Consider the following 19742-nt stretch of genomic DNA (forward strand, 5'->3'; position numbering starts at 1 on the left):
CATGAGTGAATGGTTAGAAAGCGCCATTGCTCGAGCGCAAGGTATTAATGACTGGCTTGCTCCAAAGCGAGCTCATGCACTTGAAGTATTGGCAAATACTAAATGGCCAACACGCAAAACCGAAGCTTGGCGCTATACGCCGCTGCGTCCTGTAGATCGTTCTCAAGCCAAGCCAGCAAGTGGTATGACGGATTTATCGCCGCTTGCCATTGATAATTTATCAGCGATTGAACTGGTCTTTGTAAATGGCCAGTTTGATAAAACGCAATTGCCAGCCACGTTACCTGAAGGTTTGTCTGTTTGTTTGGGGGCTGACCTAGGCTCAGCAGAACAAGCGGATGTACTTAGTGTCTTTTCAACGATTAAACCAGAGCGTCATATTTTTGGTTTGGTCAACGATGCCTTGGCCCAAGACGTTGTTGTGGTCACAGTCGCTGAAGGGATTGAGGTTGCTCAGCCGATTCGTATTAGTTCTCTATTGAGTCAAGGTGCAGAGTCTCATACGCGTGTACAAGTTGCGTTAGCTGAAGGTGCTAAATTAACTGTCATAGAAGACATTCAGGCTCAAGGCGAGAGTTTGAATACCGCCTTTGTTGAATACAATATTGCGGCTAATGCTCGACTAGAACATTATCGTTTTGCTTTGCAAACTGGCTCTAATGTGGCCGTTGGCGGCAGTCACTTTAATTTGCATGACCATGCGAAAATGACCAGTACGATTGTAGGCTTTGGTAGTGAGCTGTCTCGCTTAGATACAGACATTATTCACGCTGGTGAATTTGCTGATGCCAAGCTTAATGCGATGTATTTGTTGGATGGCAAAGAGCTGTTTGATCTGCATGCAACGGTTGAACATGCTATGCCAAATGGCAAAACTGAAGAAAACGTTCGTTGTATTGTTGCGGATCGTGCTCGCGCTATTTTTAATGGCCGTATTCATATCCATCGTGATGCTCAGAAGACATTGGCAGAATTGAATAACCGTAATTTGTTGTTATCAGACAAAGCCGAAATCAATACTAAACCAGAGCTCGAAATATACGCGGATGATGTTAAGTGTGCCCATGGCGCAACGGTTGCTCAAATTGATAAGCAGGCTTTGTACTATCTACAAACCCGTGGCGTTAGTCGTGCAAAAGCGCAAGTGATGCTTAACTTTGGCTTTATAAATGAGCTGATTGATTTAATGCCAAATGCGGCGTTAGCGGAATGGATTCGTCCTATTATCCGCGAGCGTTTTGCGCAGATGGAAGTGAAATAAGCGAGAATCGAATGAGTTTTGATGTAGCGGCAATCCGCGAGCAATTTCCGATTTTAAAGCGCGTCATTGACGGTAATCCGCTTATTTATCTTGATAATGCCGCGACCACACAAAAACCGCAGTGTGTTATTGATTCCCTGGTGGATTACTACACCACATGTAATTCCAATGTGCATCGTGGCGCACATCGTCTTGCGGATGAGGCGACTCGTCGTTTTGAAGATGCCCGTGATATCGTAAAAGGCTTTATCAATGCGCCAAAGCGTGAAGAGGTGATCTGGACAACTGGTACCACTGAAGCCATTAATATTGTGGCTAACGGTTTGGGGTCTTTGTTGTCTGTGGGTGACGAAGTGATTGCAACGCAAATGGATCATCACGCGAATCTAGTGACTTGGCAGCAAGCTTGTAAAGCGTCTGGCGCGACATTAAAAACCATTCCTGTAACGGATTCTGGTGAGTTAGATCAAGCGGCTTATGACGCTATGCTCAGTGAGCGGACAAAATTCGTAGCCTTTCCTCATGTGTCCAATGCACTTGGAACGGTAAACCCAATTAAAGCCATGACAGCCAAAGCGAAGAAGTTCGGCGCTTGGGTTTTGGTGGATGGTGCTCAAGGCGCTGCTCACGGTGGGGTTGATGTGCAAGACATCGGTTGTGATTTTTATGCGTTTTCTGGGCATAAAATCTATGGGCCAATGGGCGTTGGCGTCTTGTGGGGGAAAGAGTCTGTGTTATCGACTTGGCCTGTATGGCGCACAGGTGGCGAGATGATTTCTATCGTGACTTTGCAAGATGCGACGTGGAATGTATTGCCTTATCGCTTTGAAGCAGGTACGCCAAATGTGGGTGATGCTATTGCGATGGGTGAGGCGATCCGTTGGTTTAGCGCTTTGGATCAAGAGGCTGTGGCGGCGCACGAGAAAGCATTGCTTGATCGTGCAACTGAGCTGGCGCAAGACTTTGAAGGTTTATCCATTATTGGTAACGCCAAAGAGAAAATTGGCGTACTAAGTTTTGTTATGGACCAAGGTCATCCTGCGGATATTGGATTTTTGCTGGATCGTCAGGGGATTGCGGTGCGTACCGGGGATCATTGTGCTCAGCCTTTAATGGCCCGTTTTAATGTTCCTGGAACTGCGCGAGCATCCTTCTCAATCTATAACACATTAGAAGAAGTTGACGCTCTGTTTGTCGCACTCAAAAAAGTGCGAACCATGTTGGCTTAGGAGGTATATATGACGATTGCAACCTTTGATCCTGTCTCTAGCGTGTCTTTAACCGCTTCTGCGCAGAAATACTTTGCTTCAAAATTGACAAAGCAGCCAGGCAAATTGATTCGATTAAGTACCAAAGAAAGTGGCTGTACCGGCTTTTCTTATGTGCTAGATATTGTTGATAGCGCAATGGAAAGTGATACGGTGCTAGATTTTGGTGATGTGACACTTGCTGTAGATTCTCAGTCAGTATCCATGCTAAAAGGAACCGAAATTGACCTAGTGCGCGAAGGCGTTAACGAAGTTGTGAAGTTTAAAAACCCTAACGTTGTAGCGGAATGTGGCTGTGGCGAAAGCTTTAGTGTGAGTTAAGTTCATGCAAAAAATGGTAGTAACACAGCGATCTTGTCCTGCTCGACGAGTGCCAAGTGGCGAACCAGTTAGTATCCCTGAAGGTCAGTTTATTACTATCAATCAGAGTCTAGGGGGTAATTATACTGTTACCTGGCAAGGCAATATGCTGCGTATAGATGGAACCGACGCAGAAGCCATTGGCCAGCAGCCTGAAGTATTAGATTTCGAAGACTTGGGTACTGGAGAAATCAGTGAAGAGCAAGTTTGGCAGGCTCTAGATACCATTTATGACCCAGAGATTCCGATAAGTTTGGTGTCATTAGGTTTGGTCTACAAGGTGTCGTTAGACCAAGAGAATAAGACAGTTTTGATCGATATGACTTTGACCGCGCCAGGTTGTGGTATGGGGCCTGTGTTAGTTGGTGATGTAAAATACCGAGTAGCAAAGGTGCCGAATGTGGATTCAGTCAAAGTGGATCTAGTGTTTGATCCACCTTGGTCACGAGAGATGATGAGTGAAGAAGCTCAATTGGAAGCGGGTCTTTTCTTTTAGCTGTTTTCTTTTGATGGCTTCGGTCATTCATTAAAATCGAATACAATACGAAACGGCCTTGGCATTTAGCCAAAGCCGTTTTTGTTTTAATAGACGCAATGCAAAAGAGGTAGTCATGGCTTTACCTAGTACTGAAGAGATCATAGATGACCTGTCGTTTTTTGACGACTGGGAAGACAAGTACAAATACATTATTGATCTAGGTAAATCGTTGCCTGAATTTGATGAATCTTGGCGCACACCTGAGCGTTTGGTGAAAGGTTGTCAGAGCAGTGTGTGGATTCAGCCAGGAAGTGAGCAAGATCCCGCTAAAGGGGAAGTGCTGACATTTTCTGTAGACAGTGATGCCATTATTGTTCGTGGTTTGCTTGGTTTAGTGTTGGCTGCTTTAGACCATAAAACCCCACAAGAAATTTTGGATTTTGATATTACGGCTTATTTTGAAGAGCTAGACCTTGAGAGACATTTAAGTCCGACTCGTGGCAATGGTTTGCGTTCAATTGTCAGCCGCATTAAAGGCATTGCACAAGCAGCCGTTTAAATTTTATTGGAGAGCGTTAAATGAACACCCCGGTTTACCTAGATAATTCTGCTACCACACCAGTCGATCCAAGAGTGGCTGAGAAAATGATGGCGTGCTTAACGCAGGATGGTAACTTTGGAAACCCTGCTTCACGTTCACATTTATTTGGCTGGCGTGCCGAAGAGGCGGTGGAAGAAGCTAGGTTGCAGGTGGCAAGTTTAATTAAAGCGGATTCTCGTGAGATCGTTTGGACATCCGGTGCAACAGAGGCTAACAACTTGGCTTTAAAAGGTGTGGCGCACTCTTATCGTCAAAAAGGTCGCCATATTATTACGTCAATGATTGAGCATAAGGCTGTGTTGGACCCTTGTAAGCAGCTTGAAAAAGAAGGCTTTGAGGTGACGTATTTACAGCCTGATTCGCATGGTGTTATATCTCCTAGCCAAGTTGAGGAAGCGCTTCGAGAAGACACTATTTTAGTCTCTTTGATGCATGGCAATAATGAGCTTGGTGTGCTGACAGATATTGCAGCGATTGGTGAGTTGACTCGTTCACGTGGTGTTTTTTTGCATGTTGATGCGGCTCAGACCACGGGGAAAGTTGAGATTGATGTAAATGCCATGAAAGTGGATTTAATGTCTCTTACAGCCCACAAAACCTATGGACCAAAAGGAATTGGGGCTTTGTTTGTGCGTCGTTCACCAAAAGTAAAATTGGAAGCACAGATTCATGGCGGTGGGCATGAGCGCGGTATGCGCTCTGGTACACTGGCAACACATCAAATTGTTGGTATGGGCGAAGCATTTCGTCTGGCAGCGGAAGAAATGGTGCAAGATTGTGCTCGGATCCAATCATTGCGCGAGCGTTTATGGTCATCATTGAGTGAAATGACTGGGGTGCACCTAAATGGTGATTCAGATAATCGAGTGGCTGGCGTCATAAATGTCGGCTTTTCTGATGTAGATGGTGAAGTGTTGCTGATGTCTTTGAGTGACATTGCGGTTTCTTCAGGTTCGGCTTGTACGTCAGCAAGCTTAGAGCCCTCTTATGTTTTGCGTGCCATTGGTTTGGAAGATAGTTTAGCGCACAGTTCTTTGCGTCTTTCTGTCGGGCGCTTTACCAGCGAAGAAGAGGTAGACTTTGCCGCTGAAACCATTAAAAACGCAGTAACTCGTCTTCGAGCAGTGGCATAAGCGTAAGAATTGGTATTTTTATACTTATTTGAATAAATAATGTTCTTTAGATCGTACAATTTTAATGAATTGGTGCGTATAATACGCGCGCTGAACTTTTAAGTCCTGGGCCATGCAAAAGGCATCGCCCCTTTAAATTTAATTTGGAGTTATATCATGGCGTTAGAACGCACTCTATCTATCATCAAGCCTGATGCTGTTGCGAAAAACGTAATTGGCGAAATCTACACTCGTTTTGAACGTGCTGGTTTCAAAATCGTTGAAGCTAAAATGATTCAACTAGACGACGAATTGGCTGGTGGTTTCTACGCTGAGCACAAAGAGCGTCCTTTCTATAAAGATTTGGTTGCTTTCATGACTTCTGGTCCTGTTGTTGTTTCTGTTCTTGAAGGTGAAGGCGCTGTTCTTCGTCATCGTGAACTAATGGGTGCTACTAACCCTAAAGAAGCCGCTGCTGGTACTTTGCGTGCTGATTACGCGACTTCTATCGATGCGAACGCTGTTCACGGTTCTGATTCTGTTGAATCTGCAGCGCGTGAAATTGCTTACTTCTTCGGTAAGTAATTGACAGCTAGGACGATTATGTCCGAGATGTTTTGTAAAAGCGGGTGCTAGCCCGCTTTTTTACAGAGGCTTCTGAAAAGACTTTTCTTTTCAGAGGCTTTTTTCGTTTACACTTAATGCTACATACAGCAAGCGATATTGAATTATGACTGACACCAAAAAAGTAAATCTTCTGGGTTTGTCCCCAGAAAAACTGATTGAATTCTTTGAATCCATTGGCGAGAAAAAATTTCGCGCTACTCAAGTGATTAAATGGATTCATCAAAAAGGAGCGGAAAGCTTTGAAGAGATGACGGATGTCAGTAAAGCGCTGCGTGCAAAATTAGAGCAGATTTGTGAGATCCGTGCTCCTGAGGTGGTGTCGCAGAATATTTCTTCTGATGGAACGCGTAAGTGGATCATTCGAACTGAAGGTGGCAAGAACGATTGCGTTGAAACCGTTTTGATTCCTGATGGTGATCGAGCCACTTTATGCGTTTCTTCGCAAGTGGGTTGCTCTTTGGATTGCAGCTTTTGCTCGACTGGTAAGCAAGGCTTTAATCGAAACCTAACTCCTGCTGAAATTATTGGTCAGGTTTGGATCGCGATTAAATCTTTTGGTCCTATGGATCCTAATGGTCCTCGTCGTGTGACCAATGTGGTTATGATGGGGATGGGCGAGCCGTTGATGAACTTTGAGCCTGTCGTTGATGCCATGATTCTGATGATGCATGATCACGCTTATGGTCTATCTAAACGCCGTGTTACTTTAAGTACATCAGGTGTGGTGCCAAAAATATATGAGCTAGTTAAACGTACGGATGTTTCTCTGGCTATTTCATTGCATGCTCCTAATGATGCATTGCGTAATGAACTTGTACCGATTAATAAAAAATATCCGATTGCGGAACTGCTTGAAGCTTGTCAGTTTTACTTGGCAAACCTACCTGATAAGCGTCATATCACCATTGAATACACCTTGATGTCTGGGGTGAATGATAATGAAGAGCAAGCCCATGAATTGGCTAAGCTTCTTAAAGACTTAGAATGCAAGATTAACTTGATTCCGTTTAACCCATTCCCTCATTCGGGGTACGACAAACCGTCGAATAATCGTACTCGACGCTTTCAGAAAATTTTAGCCGATGCTGGCTATACGGTGACCGTTCGTACCACTCGAGGTGATGATATCGATGCGGCTTGTGGACAATTGGTTGGAGACTTCCACGATAAAACGCGCCGTAGTCAAAAATACATAGAATTGCGTGAAGTGAATAATTAATATTGCTAAGTGAATAATTTGTATATGACAAGGATGTCAGTATGCGTTTGTGGTTGTTTTTGCTTATTTTGTGTTGCCTGTTTAGCTCTTCTTGTGCCTATCAAGTGGTTTCTCCCGTGTCAGATTCTATCTCAGAATCTAAAAAGCTTTCGATTATTCAAGCTCACCTTTTATTGGGGCAGTGGGGGTTAGCAAAGAAACAATTGGATCAAATTCAAGAGCCGTATCAAAGGCGAGAATATTGGCGTTTACTGAGTTTGTATTGGTTAAGTGTTGAACATAATGATGACGCTCTATTGGTGCATGAAAGCGCATTAGCAAAGTATCCAAATGACGGTTTTGTTTGGAATAATTACGGTGTTTTATTAGGACTAAAAAATCGCTGGCAAGAAGCGTGTGAAGCATTTGAAAATGCGGATAAAGTAGGGCCTTCAAAACGCCAATCGGTACAAATAAACCTTTCTCGGTGTGCTCTTCGTCAGAATCGAGTAAATTTAGCCCAAATCTACCTAAATCAAGCAAAAGAAATTGCCGAATTGCCGCTGATTGGTTTGATGACAGAGCTCAATCTTGTTTTAATACAGGGTAGTAATGACAAAGCTCGCTTAATTTTTAATAATATCCAGGCTGATAAAGAAATTGCCCGAAATTCGGTGCATTTTGATGAATACAACTGTCTGTCGTGGCACTTAACTGCACGCGAGACTGACCCTACACTGTATTCGTCAGCGAGTAATTTTACATGCCTGAATGGCTCAAGGTATAAACATGACAACTGAACTTCAAACGGATGCTTCTGAAACTAAACCAACGGTAGAAACAATTAATATAGGCAAGAGATTAAGAGCCAAAAGATTAGAGCTAGAGTTTGATGAAAGATATGTCGCCACCGAACTAAAAATCCCTATTGATCAAGTACGGGCGCTTGAAGCTAATAACTTTAGTTATTTTCGCTCTGTGACTTTTGCTCGTGGTTTTCTTAAAAGTTATTGTCGTTTACTTGAAATTGATCATTCCGAAATACTCCATGCCTTTGATGCGGAACGATCTGGTGCTGAATCGACCATAAAGCCTGTTGATAAAGTGAATAAGCAAACCCATTTGGGTGATCCGATTGTTATTTTCACTTCTATCGTTATTGTTGCTGTTTTAGTTTTTTTGGTTTTTTGGTGGCCTTCGCAAGTAAATGAAACCGTTTCGTCTGATGACACTCAAAATGAAGTGAATGCTGAGAATACGATAGTATCAAAAGATACTGACACCTCTGAAGAGCCTGTAGTCGCTGAATCAAGTGATGCGACTTCCGCTGAAGATAATGCTGATCTCAAAACTAACCAAACGGCTGACCCTGTCTCTGAGCAAACAGCGGAAGTAATTAGCCCTAAAGATAATCAAACTGCAGATGATGGCAGTGTTGTAACAGGGCTTTCTGCAGAAACCATGGCGATTTTGGAAGAAGCAGGAGTTAACCCTGAAGAAGTGGTAAAGGCAACGGCTGAAATGCCTGATGAGCCCGCTTTACCGGTAACGCCAAGCTATTCTGATGATATTGAAATCGCTTTTGATGCAGATTGTTGGGCTGAAATACGGGATTCAACTGGTAAAATTCTATTTTCAGGCGTGAAAACAGCGGGTAGTAAATTGGCTTTAACTGGCAAAGCGCCGTATCGAGTGGTATTGGGTTACGCTAAAGGCGTGTCATCTTTAAAATACAAAGGTAAAACATTCGATTTTTCCCCTTTCATCCGTAAAGATTTGGCTCGATTTGAGCTCAAGTAGAGACTTCTATGCATTTTGAATCACCTATTAAACGTCGTGTCTCCCGCCAGATTATGGTTGGGAATGTACCGGTTGGCGGTGGTGCGCCAATCAGTGTTCAAAGTATGACAAACACCGAAACTTGTGATGTAGATGCGACAGTTGCCCAGATTCGTGCTATTGCCGACGCTGGAGCCGATATTGTTCGTGTTTCCGTTCCATCTATGGACGCCGCTGAAGCGTTTAAAAAAATTCGTGAAGCCGTTTCTATTCCATTAGTCGCTGATATTCACTTCGATTACAAAATCGCTTTAAAAGTAGCTGAATATGGCGTTGACTGCCTTCGTATTAACCCAGGCAATATTGGTAATAAAGATCGTGTTCGTGCTGTGGTTGATTGCGCTAGGGATAAAAATATTCCTATTCGAATTGGAGTCAATGCTGGATCTTTAGAAAAAGATTTGCAGAAAAAATACGGTGAACCTACGCCTGATGCTTTGGTGGAATCCGCCTTTCGTCAAATTCAGTATTTTGATGAGTTAGACTTTCATGAATATAAATTAAGTCTGAAAGCGTCTGATATTTTTATGACGGTTGAAGCTTACCGTAAAATTGCTAGCCAAATAGATAATCCATTACATCTTGGGATCACTGAAGCGGGTGGGTTAAGATCTGGCACGGTGAAATCTTCTATTGGTCTCGGTTTGCTTCTGATGGATGGTATTGGCGATACACTGCGTGTTTCTCTCGCTGCTGATCCTGTACAAGAGATTAAAGTCGGCTGGGATATGTTGCGAAGTTTGAAATTGCGCAACCGTGGCATTAACTTTATCGCTTGCCCTAGCTGCTCTCGCCAGAATTTCGATGTTATTAAAACCATGAATGAACTAGAAGAGCGTCTGGAAGATGTCACTATTCCAATGGATGTGGCGGTTATTGGCTGTGTGGTAAATGGTCCAGGTGAGGCGAAAGAAGCGGATATTGGTCTTGCTGGAGGGTCGCCAAATAACTTGATCTACCAAGATGGCAAACCAGATAGTAAGACTAAAAATGAAACGTTAGTGGATGATTTAGAAAAAATGATTCGCGAAAAGGCTGTCCTTAAAGAACGGGAATTAGCCAATATTATTGTTAAAAATTAAGGATCCATTGTGGCTCGTAAAATTCAAGCGATTAGGGGAATGAACGATATTTTGCCTGATCAATCTTCTGTTTGGTTGTATCTAGAAAAAACAGTCGCAGAGGTTGTTAAGTCTTATGGATATCAACAAATTCGGTTTCCGATTGTCGAAAATACCGATTTGTTTAAACGCGGTGTTGGTGAAACAACCGATATTGTAGAAAAAGAGATGTACACCTTCGATGACCGTAATGGTGAATCATTAACATTGCGTCCCGAAGGCACAGCTAGCTGTGTTCGTGCAGCCGATCAGGCCGGTTTATTGTTCAATCAGACTCAACGCCTGTGGTACACCGGACCAATGTTCCGCTATGAACGTCCACAAAAAGGTCGTTACCGTCAGTTCCATCAGATAGGGGTGGAATCTTTTGGTATGGCCACGGCGGATATCGATGCAGAGTTAATTATTTTGTCTGCTCGACTCTGGAAAAAGCTTGGGCTTTTAGATCACGTCGAGCTGCAATTAAATACTATCGGTTTAGCCTCAGAGCGTGAGACATACAAAGCGGCTTTAGTTGATTATTTAACACAATTTAAAGATCAACTAGATGAAGACAGTCAGCGTCGTTTAGAGACTAATCCTTTAAGAATATTAGATTCTAAAGATGAATCAACTCAAGCGGTATTGAAGGATGCTCCGAATCTAGAAGACTTTATTGGCGAAGAGTCGCAAGCGCATTTTGATTGGCTTCAATCTATTTTGAAAGCCAATGACATTCCTTATGTGATCAACCGCCGCTTAGTGCGTGGTTTAGATTACTACGGTAAAACGGTTTTCGAATGGGTTACTACTCATCTTGGTTCTCAGGCGACCGTTTGCGCTGGCGGTCGCTATGATGGTTTGGTTGAGCAATTGGGGGGGAAATCTACTCCTGCTGTTGGCTTTGCCATGGGCGTTGAGCGTTTAGTTCTTTTGTTAGAAACCTTAGACTTGATTCCAACGGCGGCGAAATTTTCTACTGATGTATTTGTCATTAGCATGGGTAGTGATGCTGAGCTCGCGTCTTTTGTCTTGGCTGAGCGCTTACGTGAAGAGAGCCCAAATCTTGTTGTGCTGCGTCACTGCGGTGGTGGCAACTTCAAAAATCAGATGAAGAAAGCGGATCGCTCTGAAGCACGATTTACTATGATTCTTGGTCAAGATGAAGTTGAACAAGGTATTTGTCAGATAAAGGATATGAAAACAGGTGAACAGCAAGCGTGTCCATTGAATGAGGCTGCTTCTTTTATTTGTCGTAATGTGTAATTTGATTTAATGGAGTGTTTGTCTTCGTTGTTGGCAACACCTTGATTGAGGAATAAAAAGTGTCTGAATTAAAGACTGAAGAAGAACAAATTGAAGCGTTTAAGACTTGGTGGAAAAAAAATGGCGTAACACTTGTTATTGCTGTTGCTGTTGCTGTCGGCGGATACTTTGGTTGGCAGGCTTGGAAAACAAGTCAAGCCAATTACATCAGTGAGGCATCGTCGCTTTATCAGAATTTGGTCCAAGCTTCGGCAGATCTAAAGGATGAAAATAATCAGAAAACCGTTACTTTTATTGCCAAGCAACTTTCAGATGATTACAGCGATACCGGTTACGCCATGTTTGGTCAATTGTTCTTGGCTCGTGTTGATGCAGAGAACGGCAAGTATGATGAGGCTATTAGTGCTTTAGATAACGCTATTTCAAAGACAGAAGATGTGTCTTTCATTGCTATTGCTAACTTGCGAGTTGCACGTTTGATGTTGCAAAAAGAAGATTACAAAGGAGCAATGGCTCGTGCTGAAAAAGTTACAGCAAAAGAGTTTACAGCTCAGCAGCAAGAATTGATTGGTGACATTTTAATAGCACAAGGTAAGCGTGATGACGCACGTATTGCTTATCAAAAAGCAAGCGAGTCATTAGGTGTGGGTGCTAATCATCCATTGCTGGATATTAAGCTTAAAGATTTGGTGAAAGGCTAATTATGAGCAAGTCTCTTTTTTTTGTTGTGCTATTTTCTGCTCTGATTGTCCAAGGCTGTTCTAATTCTCGTCCTGCATTGCCGGATCTGCCATCGATAGAAAGTAAGGTCAATTTACATAAAACTTGGCGGGCCAGTGTGGATGGTAACTTTGGTGAATCAAGTGAGCGTTTTAACCTCGTGGCAGAAGATGGGTCTTTGTTTTTTGTAACTGACAAGGGAACTTTGTACGAGATTGCACAAGAAAATGGGGATAAGAAAGAAACGATTCCAACTGACTATAAACCGAGCGCAGGTGTTATGCGTCATGGAGATGTCGTTTATTTCGGTACGTATGATGCTCAACTTGTCGCTGTTTCTTTATCGACTCAATCTGTGTTGTGGGAAAAAACGCTGAGTTCTGAGATTTTGTCAGAGGCGACATATGCCGCTGGTAAAATAGCGGTTCAAACCTCTGATGGTTGGTTGAATCTTCTTGATGCTGAAACTGGCGATCCTATATGGCGTGCCAAAGAAGATTTGCCATCATTAACCGTGCGTGGTACAAGCGCTCCTGTTATTGCAGATGGTAAAGTGATTGCTGGCTTTTCTGATGGCAAATTGAAGGCATATTCACTGCAAAATGGCAGCTTGCAATGGTCATATGATGTGGGTAAGCCAGAGGGGCGCTATGAAATAGAAAGGTTAAGCGATATAGATGGTCGTTTAGTCGTAAAAAATGGCGTTGTTTATGCAGTAGCCTATAATGGCACGCTGGTCGCATTATCGATAGATAGTGGAAGTCCATTGTGGCAGAGGAGCATTCCAAGCTCTGTTGGGGTTGCGGTTAAAGGTGAGTTATTAGTTGCAGTTGATATGAAGAGCAAGGTTATTGCTCTGAATGCCAAAAACGGCATGGAAGTTTGGGAAAATAAAACACTTCTAGATCGAGATTTGATTTCTCCAACCTTCTACCGTGATTACGTTGCTGTGATGGATCGTGGCGGTTATGTACATTTACTTGATTTAGTGACGGGAGAAGTTGCGGCGCAAAAAGTTGCCGATAATGACGTACCGTCAGGAAGTCGTATGGTTGTGAGTGATAAGCAATTGTTTATTCTTACGCCGAATTCGAGTGTAACGGCATTGAGTTATTGAAGTCGAACTCGATTTCTTTTAGTGATTTTTAGAGGCTGCCATCCCTTTTTTGGGGGTGGCAGCCGCTTTGTATTTTTATAGGTAAAAAAATGATTCCAGTTATTGCATTGGTAGGTAGACCCAATGTTGGCAAGTCCACTCTTTTCAACCAGTTGACCAGGTCTCGTGACGCTTTGGTAGCGGATTTTGCTGGCCTGACTCGAGATCGAAAATATGGTGACGGAAAAATTGGTGAGCATGAATTTATCGTCATTGATACCGGTGGTATTAGTGGTGATGAAGAGGGTATTGATGAAAAAATGGCCCGTCAGTCTTTGCTAGCTATTGAGGAAGCGGACTCTGTCTTATTCTTAGTGGATGGTCGACATGGTCTTAATCCTGCCGATGAGATGATTGCGAATCATTTGCGTCGATCTAATAAGCCTGTGTCTCTTGTGGTTAATAAGACTGATGGCATTAATGAGGATATAGCTCTTGCCGATTTTTACTCTCTTGGCTTTGGTGAATTGCATCCGATTGCAGCGTCTCATGGTAAAGGTGTTCATGTTTTAATTGATAAAGTCATGTTGCCGTTTGCCGAAAGAGTGGAAGAAGCAAAGAGCCAAATTAGTTTAGAGTCACGTGGTATTCGAATTGGTGTTGTTGGTCGTCCTAATGTAGGTAAGTCTACTTTAGTTAACCGCATGTTGGGTGAAGATCGTGTTGTTGTTTATGATATGCCTGGAACAACACGTGATAGTGTTTATATACCTTACATTCGTCACGATAAAGAATATACCCTGATTGATACGGCGGGTGTGCGTCGTCGTAAGCATGTAAAAGAAGCGGTTGAGAAGTTTTCAATTGTTAAAACTTTGCAAGCGATTCAAGATGCTAATGTGGTTATCGTAGTCATTGATTCTCACGAAGACTTGGTAGAGCAAGATCTGCATATGATTGGCTATGTCTTGGATGCAGGGCGTGGAGTGATCATTGCGATCAATAAATGGGATGGTCTGAAAAAAGACGATCGTGAACACATCAAAAGTGAAGTGGAACGTCGTTTAGGCTTTGTTCCTTATGCTAAAGTTCATTACATCTCGGCCTTGCATGGAACAGGTGTGGGTGATCTATATGACACAATAGAAAGTACTTATGAATCTTGTTATGCGAAGTGGTCGACAAACCGTTTAACAAGAATTCTTGAAGATTCTGTTGCTGAGCATCAGCCGCCAATGGTAAATAGTCGTCGAATTAAACTTCGCTATGCTCACCAAGGTGGATCTAATCCTCCTCGAATTGTTGTCCATGGTAATCAAACACATGCTTTGCCAGGCAGTTACAAACGTTACTTAGAGAATAAGTTCAGAACAGTTCTAAACATTACAGGAACCCCGATTATTTTTGAGTTTAAATCTTCAGAAAACCCGTTTGCACCTAAAAAGTAAACGCTTAGTTTTTAGTTAGATAAACAATCCCTGAGTACCTTATATAATGAAAAGGTGCTCGGGGATTTTTTTTGTCACTTGTGCATAAATTTCTTTCTATATCACCATTTATTCACTATCCTCGCGCCAATGGCTCTCAGCTTTTTTATTAGCATCCTTAGTGGGTTTGCTTTCTTTTTTTGTTCAAAGGATATCTATGAAAATTGCAATTCTTTCTCGTAATCCGCGACTTTATTCTACGCGTCGGTTGGTAGAAGCAGGTGAAATGCTCGGCCATGAGGTGGATGTTATTGATACCATGCATTGCTATATGGACATTACAAGTAGCAACCCATCTGTTCGTTACGATGGTAAGCCGTTACCCAAATATGATGCGGTTATTCCAAGAATCGGTGCATCGGTGACGTTTTATGGGACCGCTGTTGTTAGGCAGTTTGAAATGATGGGGACTTACAGTATTAATGAATCAGTTGCGATTAGTCGCTCAAGGGACAAATTAAGGTCTCTACAGCTTATGTCTCGCAAGGGGCTAGGATTGCCTAAGACGGGGTTTGCTAATCATCCAGATAAAATTGGTGATTTACTTAAGAACGTGGGTGGTGCGCCTGTTGTGATTAAGCTTCTTGAGGGCACACAAGGTATTGGTGTTGTATTAGCGGAATCTAACAAAACCGCTGAGTCTATCATTGAAGCTTTTATGGGATTAAAGGCGAATATCTTGGTGCAGGAATATATTAAAGAAGCCGGAGGTGCTGATATTCGTTGTTTGGTCGTGGGCGGTAAAGTGATTGCTGCGATGAAACGACAAGGTGCAGAAGGCGAATTCCGGTCAAACCTTCATCGTGGTGGTACCGCTTCTTTGGTTAAGCTTACTCCGGAAGAGCGCCGAACAGCGGTTGAAGCTGCAAAAGTCATGGGCTTAAATATGTGTGGCGTGGATATTCTTCGCTCAAATAATGGTCCTCTTATTATGGAAGTGAACTCTTCCCCTGGCTTAGAAGGGATTGAGTCTGCTACCGGAAAAGATGTCGCTGCCATGATTATTCAGCATATTGAGAAAACGGCGTTGTTAAGCACAACCAATACGAAGACAAAAGGAAAAGGTTGATGGGTACAACCACATTAACAATTGGTGGTGAAGAGATTCCGTTGGGCAGCACAGTTCGTATAAAGCTGCCAATGGTGAAGCTTTATACAGATACAAATATGTCTATGCCTATTTATGTGAAACGCGGTAAGCGCTCCGGCCCTATTTTATTTATTAGTGCGGCGATTCATGGGGATGAGCTAAATGGCATTGAAATTATCAGCCGTATTATTCAAAGCAAGTACCTTGAAAGTATAAAGGGGACTCTTATCGCTGTGCCGATTGTGAATGGTTATGGTGTATTGAGTCAAAGTCGCTATCTGCCTGACCGCAGAGATTTAAATCGATCTTTTCCAGGTTCTACTCGTGGATCTTTGGCTGGGCGTGTTGCTGACCGCTTTTTGAGTGAGATCGTATCGAAAGCTGACTATGGTATTGATTTACACACCGGAAGTTTACATCGTACTAATTTACCTCAGGTTCGAGCTAACCTAGATGATCCGGAAACGTTGGCAATAGCTAAAGCTTTTGGTGTGCCAGTATTGATGAACTCTAATCTTCGGGATGGTTCATTGCGAGAGTGTGCTAATGACGTTGGAACTAAGGTCATTCTTTATGAAGCTGGAGAGGCTTTACGCTTTGATGAACTGTCAATACGTGCTGGAGTGAAAGGTATTGTGGGGGTTATGCGGCATTTAGGGATGTTGCCGAAATCTCGAAGTAAAAAATCATTATCCGAATCTAGAATTGCAAGAAGTAGTAGCTGGGTGAGAGCGACAGACAGCGGTTTCACGACTCATATCAAAGCGTTGGGTGACCTTGTTGAAAAAGGCGATGTATTGGCTGAAATTAAAGATCCTTATGGCGATATTTTGGATAAAGTTCTCTGCAAAAATGGCGGAATTATTATCGGTAAGCAAAATATTCCATTGGTTCAGGAAGGGGATGCAATGTATCACATTGCTCATTTTTCAGCGCCTGATGAAGTGGCAGGACATGTAGAAAGTATGCAGGATGAATTAATGGACAGTGATGCCTCTTTAAATTTAATTGACTATAAATCGTCCTAAATTTGAATCGTCTGATTTATAGAAGCTGCTTTCTGACTAATTGAGCAAGGTTAGAGACAAAAAAGCGCGCCCTGCAAAACAGGGCGCGCTTTTTTGTGTTTGTCGGTTTCGTTTTATTGCTGACGAGACTTTATCTTTGTCTTACGTCGTTTTGCAGGATTCGCTCCACCGCCATTGTTGCTCTTACGTCGTGCCTTTTCGGCTGCTAGGTTTTTCTCCATAGTCGGCCTGTTTGACGTGTGGGATGCTCCCGTTGCTTGGCCAGGTTTCGCTTTTTGAGGGCGACGGCCAACTCGTTTATCTTTGTCTTCGGCTGGTACCAGCTTGTTATCACCATGACCTATTAGGTCGGCTCGACCCATTTTGACGAGTGTGTTGCGAAGATCCTGCCAGTTACTCGGATCGTGATAGCGCAGGAAGCCTTTTTGTACCGTACGTTGTTTATAGTCCTTTGGTGTATACACATCTTCACTTTTGTAAGTAACCGGCTTAAGAGGGTTCTTGCCAGAGTGGTACATGGCGGTCGCCAAGGACATGGGTGATGGATAAAAAGTTTGTACTTGGTCTGGCTTGAAGTCATGGGTTTTCAGCCACACGGCAAGATTAAGCATATCTTCATCAGAGCTGCCTGGGTGTGCTGCGATAAAGTAAGGAATCAAATGCTGCTTTTTACCCGCTTCTTTTGAGTATTTATCAAACATGCGTTTGAATCTGTCGTACGTGCCCATGCCTGGTTTCATCATTTTCGACAGTGTGTCTTTTTCCGAATGCTCAGGGGCAATTTTCAGAAGACCACCAACGTGATGTGTGACAAGCTCTCGAACGTATTCTGGATCTTCAACGGCAAGATCGTAGCGAAGACCGGAGGCAATTGAAACGGTATGAATGCCTTCCACTGCGCGAGTTTTACGATACAGCTCGGTCGTTGGGCTGTGGTCAGTGTTTAAATTCGAACAAATCGTAGGGTAAACACAAGACAGTTTGCGACAGGATGCTTGAACTTCATCATCGTTACAATTCAGAGTGTACATGTTCGATGTTGGTCCCCCTAGGTCAGATATGTGACCTGTGAACCCCGGAACTTTTGCTTTTATGTCTTCAATCTCATTCAGTATAGATTCGTGTGAACGGGATTGAATAACACGTCCTTCATGTTCTGTAATGGAGCAGAAGGTACAGCCGCCAAAGCAACCGCGCATGATATTGATTGAGGTCTTAATCATGTCATAGGCTGGAATGCGGGCCTTTTTGTATTTTGGATGCGGTACACGGGCATAAGGCAGGTCAAATACCCCGTCCATTTCAGGTGTTTCTAATGGGATTGGTGGTGGGTTGACCCAGATTTCCTTCTTGCCGTGTTTTTGAATCAAGGCACGTGCATTATGTGGATTGGATTCAAGATGCAAAATACGCGAAGTGTGAGCGTATAAAACAGGGTCTTTAGATACTTTTTCAAAAGAAGGTAAGCGAATATACGTTTTTTCAGGGTCCAGTTTTTCACCACGACGAAGCGGGGCAGGAATCACGCGTATTGGCATGACATCTGATTCTTCTTCGTCTTTGGTTTGGCATTTCCCCTCTGGAATATATTCGTAAGGGCTGTAAATTTTGTCGACCTTACCGGGCCAGTCTACCCGAGTCGAATCAATTTCGGTGTAGCCACCTGGCGGCGCATTTCGAACAATGGTTGTGCCACGAATGTCTGTTAGTTCATCCAATGTTTTGCCCATGGCCATTTGATGAGTTACTTCAATCATGGCGCGTTCCGCATTGCCGTAGAGTAAAATATCAGCCGTTGAGTCGATTAATACCGAGCGACGAACTTCATCGCTCCAGTAATCGTATTGAGCAATACGACGCAGGCTGGCTTCGATGCCGCCAATCATGACAGGGACATCATGGAACGCTTCTTTACAGCGTTGGGAGTAAACAATAACGGCGCGATCAGGGCGCTTTCCGCCCATACCATAAGGTGTATAAGCATCGTCATTACGCACTTTTAAATCCGCGGTATAGCGGTTAATCAAGGAGTCCATGTTTCCGGCTGTAACACCAAAATAGAGGTTAGGACGTCCAAGGCGCATGAAATCTTCCGTGTTGCGCCAGTCAGGTTGATCAATAATGCCGACACGGTAACCTTGGGCTTCCAGTAAGCGACCTAAAACAGCCATACCAAAACTAGGGTGATCTACATAAGCATCACCAGAGACTATGATGACATCGCAGCTATCCCAGCCAAGCGCATCCATTTCTTCTCTGGTGGTGGGTAGGAAGGGCGAAACGCCATAACACTCAGCCCAATATAATGGGTAAGAAAAGAGTTCTTTGGCCGTTTTATGTCGTTTGATCATTGTGTACTCTTGGTATCAGGCGTAATGGCTTATTGGTAAGCGTCGCCATTACGAGGATACATGGTTTGTCGGTGAAAAATTGTGCTGCATTATCCCAGAAAATGCAGAGGGTAAACAGCCTAATCTAAGCCCCTGCAAGCTTTATTCACTCTGGATGAATGCGCCAAACGCTTTCCTTGAAAATGGAGTGTCCTTGTTCTTTATAACTTGGGTTTGTTTGCGCTAGGTTTTCAGAGGCAATTTTTTGGATTTCGCTGCCCCATAAATCCACGACGCTTTGCTCGGTGACTGAGAATGGTGGGCCTTGTTTGTCTCCATCGTATTCTAAAGAGACTAATAAGACAGTGGCAGAAGGTGACAGTCTTTCAAGCGTGTGAGTCACGTAATCGGAGCGCTTGGAGTCCGGCATAGCCACCATGGCAGCACGATCATAGCAAGCATCAAAGTTGTTTTCGTTAAATTCGAAGTAATCGCCTTCGACAATACGTAATGGCAAGCCATCAACCGTATGTACTTTTAAGTTGCCGTCTTGATGAGTGCTAAACGCTAAATCGTTATCTCCTAAAAATTGAATCACCGCCAGCGAGGATAATTCTACCCCAGTGACCTCGTAGCCTTGTTCAGCTAACCAAATCATATCATTGGATTTTCCGCATAAAGGAACAAGTACTCGGCTGCCTTTTGGTAAGACAGGCCAGAACTCTATTAGCTTCGGATTGACGCCTTCTTGATGAAAGCCAATTCGCCCTGTTTTCCATCGATCTAACCAAAATTCATTTGTAATCACGATAACCTCGTTAAATTAGGCTTGTTTATGTTCCGAGTGTATTGTATTTGTCTTATTTTACGTTGAACAAATC

19 protein-coding genes are annotated in these 19742 nt (G+C 43.3%); 17 read left to right on the top strand and 2 right to left on the bottom strand.

Translation table 11 applies throughout. From position 1 onward, the window contains the following. The first annotated feature begins 1 nt into the window (after position 1). The 17 genes from sufD (at position 2) to C0J08_RS07020 (ending at position 16531) form a co-directional block, all read left to right on the top strand. Positions 2-1261: a Fe-S cluster assembly protein SufD gene (gene sufD, locus C0J08_RS06940; RefSeq protein ID WP_212655369.1), complete on the top strand. Its 1260-nt coding sequence runs from the start codon at positions 2-4 to the stop codon at positions 1259-1261. 11 nt (positions 1262-1272) lie between these two features. Then, the gene (locus C0J08_RS06945) at positions 1273-2490 is read left to right on the top strand and encodes an aminotransferase class V-fold PLP-dependent enzyme (protein ID WP_212655370.1); all 1218 of its coding nucleotides are present in this window, start codon (positions 1273-1275) and stop codon (positions 2488-2490) included. Between the two features lie 9 nt (positions 2491-2499). After that, a complete protein-coding gene (locus tag C0J08_RS06950) occupies positions 2500-2850 on the top strand; it encodes a HesB/IscA family protein (protein WP_212655371.1) in 351 nt (116 codons plus the stop codon). A gap of 4 nt (positions 2851-2854) precedes the next feature. Further along, entirely contained in the window at positions 2855-3385 is a 531-nt protein-coding gene (sufT, locus tag C0J08_RS06955; RefSeq protein WP_212655372.1) for a putative Fe-S cluster assembly protein SufT, read from the top strand. Between the two features lie 115 nt (positions 3386-3500). Beyond that, positions 3501-3926: a SufE family protein gene (locus C0J08_RS06960; protein WP_212655373.1), complete on the top strand. Its 426-nt coding sequence runs from the start codon at positions 3501-3503 to the stop codon at positions 3924-3926. A 20-nt stretch (positions 3927-3946) separates the two neighbouring features. Then, positions 3947-5101, top strand: a complete 1155-nt coding sequence (locus C0J08_RS06965; protein WP_212655374.1) for an IscS subfamily cysteine desulfurase — start codon at positions 3947-3949, stop codon at positions 5099-5101. Positions 5102-5257: 156 nt separating this feature from the next. Continuing rightward, the gene (gene ndk, locus C0J08_RS06970) at positions 5258-5665 is read left to right on the top strand and encodes a nucleoside-diphosphate kinase (protein ID WP_013796955.1); all 408 of its coding nucleotides are present in this window, start codon (positions 5258-5260) and stop codon (positions 5663-5665) included. Positions 5666-5810: 145 nt separating this feature from the next. Beyond that, positions 5811-6926 carry a dual-specificity RNA methyltransferase RlmN gene (gene rlmN / locus C0J08_RS06975; RefSeq protein ID WP_212655375.1) on the top strand — a complete coding sequence of 372 codons (1116 nt, stop codon included), beginning with the start codon at positions 5811-5813 and terminating at the stop codon, positions 6924-6926. Between the two features lie 41 nt (positions 6927-6967). Next, a complete protein-coding gene (locus C0J08_RS06980; RefSeq protein WP_212655376.1) occupies positions 6968-7705 on the top strand; it encodes a hypothetical protein in 738 nt (245 codons plus the stop codon). Beyond that, positions 7695-8705, top strand: coding sequence for a RodZ domain-containing protein (locus tag C0J08_RS06985; RefSeq protein WP_249344541.1), 1011 nt, complete (start codon positions 7695-7697; stop codon positions 8703-8705). The genes C0J08_RS06980 and C0J08_RS06985 overlap by 11 nt, the downstream gene beginning before the upstream one ends. An 8-nt stretch (positions 8706-8713) precedes the next feature. Beyond that, a complete protein-coding gene (ispG, locus tag C0J08_RS06990) occupies positions 8714-9826 on the top strand; it encodes a flavodoxin-dependent (E)-4-hydroxy-3-methylbut-2-enyl-diphosphate synthase (RefSeq protein WP_212655378.1) in 1113 nt (370 codons plus the stop codon). A gap of 9 nt (positions 9827-9835) precedes the next feature. Continuing rightward, the gene (gene hisS / locus C0J08_RS06995; RefSeq protein WP_212655379.1) at positions 9836-11110 is read left to right on the top strand and encodes a histidine--tRNA ligase; all 1275 of its coding nucleotides are present in this window, start codon (positions 9836-9838) and stop codon (positions 11108-11110) included. Positions 11111-11169: 59 nt separating this feature from the next. Further along, positions 11170-11811 (top strand): YfgM family protein, encoded by a 642-nt coding sequence (locus C0J08_RS07000; RefSeq protein ID WP_212655380.1) that lies wholly within the window; start codon positions 11170-11172, stop codon positions 11809-11811. 2 nt (positions 11812-11813) lie between these two features. Further along, complete coding sequence (gene bamB / locus C0J08_RS07005; RefSeq protein ID WP_212655381.1) at positions 11814-12947, top strand: outer membrane protein assembly factor BamB; 1134 nt, start codon at positions 11814-11816, stop codon at positions 12945-12947. A gap of 89 nt (positions 12948-13036) precedes the next feature. Next, positions 13037-14374, top strand: a complete 1338-nt coding sequence (gene der / locus C0J08_RS07010) for a ribosome biogenesis GTPase Der (RefSeq protein WP_212655382.1) — start codon at positions 13037-13039, stop codon at positions 14372-14374. A gap of 196 nt (positions 14375-14570) precedes the next feature. Further along, positions 14571-15482, top strand: coding sequence for a 30S ribosomal protein S6--L-glutamate ligase (gene rimK, locus C0J08_RS07015; protein ID WP_212655383.1), 912 nt, complete (start codon positions 14571-14573; stop codon positions 15480-15482). Continuing rightward, the gene (locus tag C0J08_RS07020; RefSeq protein WP_212655384.1) at positions 15482-16531 is read left to right on the top strand and encodes a succinylglutamate desuccinylase/aspartoacylase family protein; all 1050 of its coding nucleotides are present in this window, start codon (positions 15482-15484) and stop codon (positions 16529-16531) included. Before rimK ends, C0J08_RS07020 begins: the two co-directional genes overlap by 1 nt. Positions 16532-16644: 113 nt before the next feature. On the opposite strand, the gene C0J08_RS07025 is transcribed toward C0J08_RS07020, so the two are convergent. Both C0J08_RS07025 and tmpT read right to left on the bottom strand, forming a co-directional pair. Beyond that, positions 16645-18882 carry a YgiQ family radical SAM protein gene (locus tag C0J08_RS07025; protein ID WP_212655385.1) on the bottom strand — a complete coding sequence of 746 codons (2238 nt, stop codon included), beginning with the start codon at positions 18880-18882 and terminating at the stop codon, positions 16645-16647. Positions 18883-19027: 145 nt separating this feature from the next. Next, a complete protein-coding gene (tmpT, locus tag C0J08_RS07030; RefSeq protein ID WP_212655386.1) occupies positions 19028-19669 on the bottom strand; it encodes a thiopurine S-methyltransferase in 642 nt (213 codons plus the stop codon). Between the last annotated feature and the right edge of the window lie 73 nt (positions 19670-19742).

It is taken from the genome of Marinomonas sp. CT5 (assembly GCF_018336975.1).
In the GTDB taxonomy this organism is placed as follows: Bacteria; Pseudomonadota; Gammaproteobacteria; order Pseudomonadales; family Marinomonadaceae; genus Marinomonas.

Coding starts and splice junctions, on each gene's coding strand:
- sufD (WP_212655369.1), top strand. CDS start 2: ATGAGTGAATGGTTAGAAAGCGCCATTGCTCGAGCGCAAGGTATTAAT.
- C0J08_RS06945 (WP_212655370.1), top strand. CDS start 1,273: ATGAGTTTTGATGTAGCGGCAATCCGCGAGCAATTTCCGATTTTAAAG.
- C0J08_RS06950 (WP_212655371.1), top strand. CDS start 2,500: ATGACGATTGCAACCTTTGATCCTGTCTCTAGCGTGTCTTTAACCGCT.
- sufT (WP_212655372.1), top strand. CDS start 2,855: ATGCAAAAAATGGTAGTAACACAGCGATCTTGTCCTGCTCGACGAGTG.
- C0J08_RS06960 (WP_212655373.1), top strand. CDS start 3,501: ATGGCTTTACCTAGTACTGAAGAGATCATAGATGACCTGTCGTTTTTT.
- C0J08_RS06965 (WP_212655374.1), top strand. CDS start 3,947: ATGAACACCCCGGTTTACCTAGATAATTCTGCTACCACACCAGTCGAT.
- ndk (WP_013796955.1), top strand. CDS start 5,258: ATGGCGTTAGAACGCACTCTATCTATCATCAAGCCTGATGCTGTTGCG.
- rlmN (WP_212655375.1), top strand. CDS start 5,811: ATGACTGACACCAAAAAAGTAAATCTTCTGGGTTTGTCCCCAGAAAAA.
- C0J08_RS06980 (WP_212655376.1), top strand. CDS start 6,968: ATGCGTTTGTGGTTGTTTTTGCTTATTTTGTGTTGCCTGTTTAGCTCT.
- C0J08_RS06985 (WP_249344541.1), top strand. CDS start 7,695: ATGACAACTGAACTTCAAACGGATGCTTCTGAAACTAAACCAACGGTA.
- ispG (WP_212655378.1), top strand. CDS start 8,714: ATGCATTTTGAATCACCTATTAAACGTCGTGTCTCCCGCCAGATTATG.
- bamB (WP_212655381.1), top strand. CDS start 11,814: ATGAGCAAGTCTCTTTTTTTTGTTGTGCTATTTTCTGCTCTGATTGTC.
- der (WP_212655382.1), top strand. CDS start 13,037: ATGATTCCAGTTATTGCATTGGTAGGTAGACCCAATGTTGGCAAGTCC.
- rimK (WP_212655383.1), top strand. CDS start 14,571: ATGAAAATTGCAATTCTTTCTCGTAATCCGCGACTTTATTCTACGCGT.
- C0J08_RS07020 (WP_212655384.1), top strand. CDS start 15,482: ATGGGTACAACCACATTAACAATTGGTGGTGAAGAGATTCCGTTGGGC.
- C0J08_RS07025 (WP_212655385.1), bottom strand. CDS start 18,882: ATGATCAAACGACATAAAACGGCCAAAGAACTCTTTTCTTACCCATTA.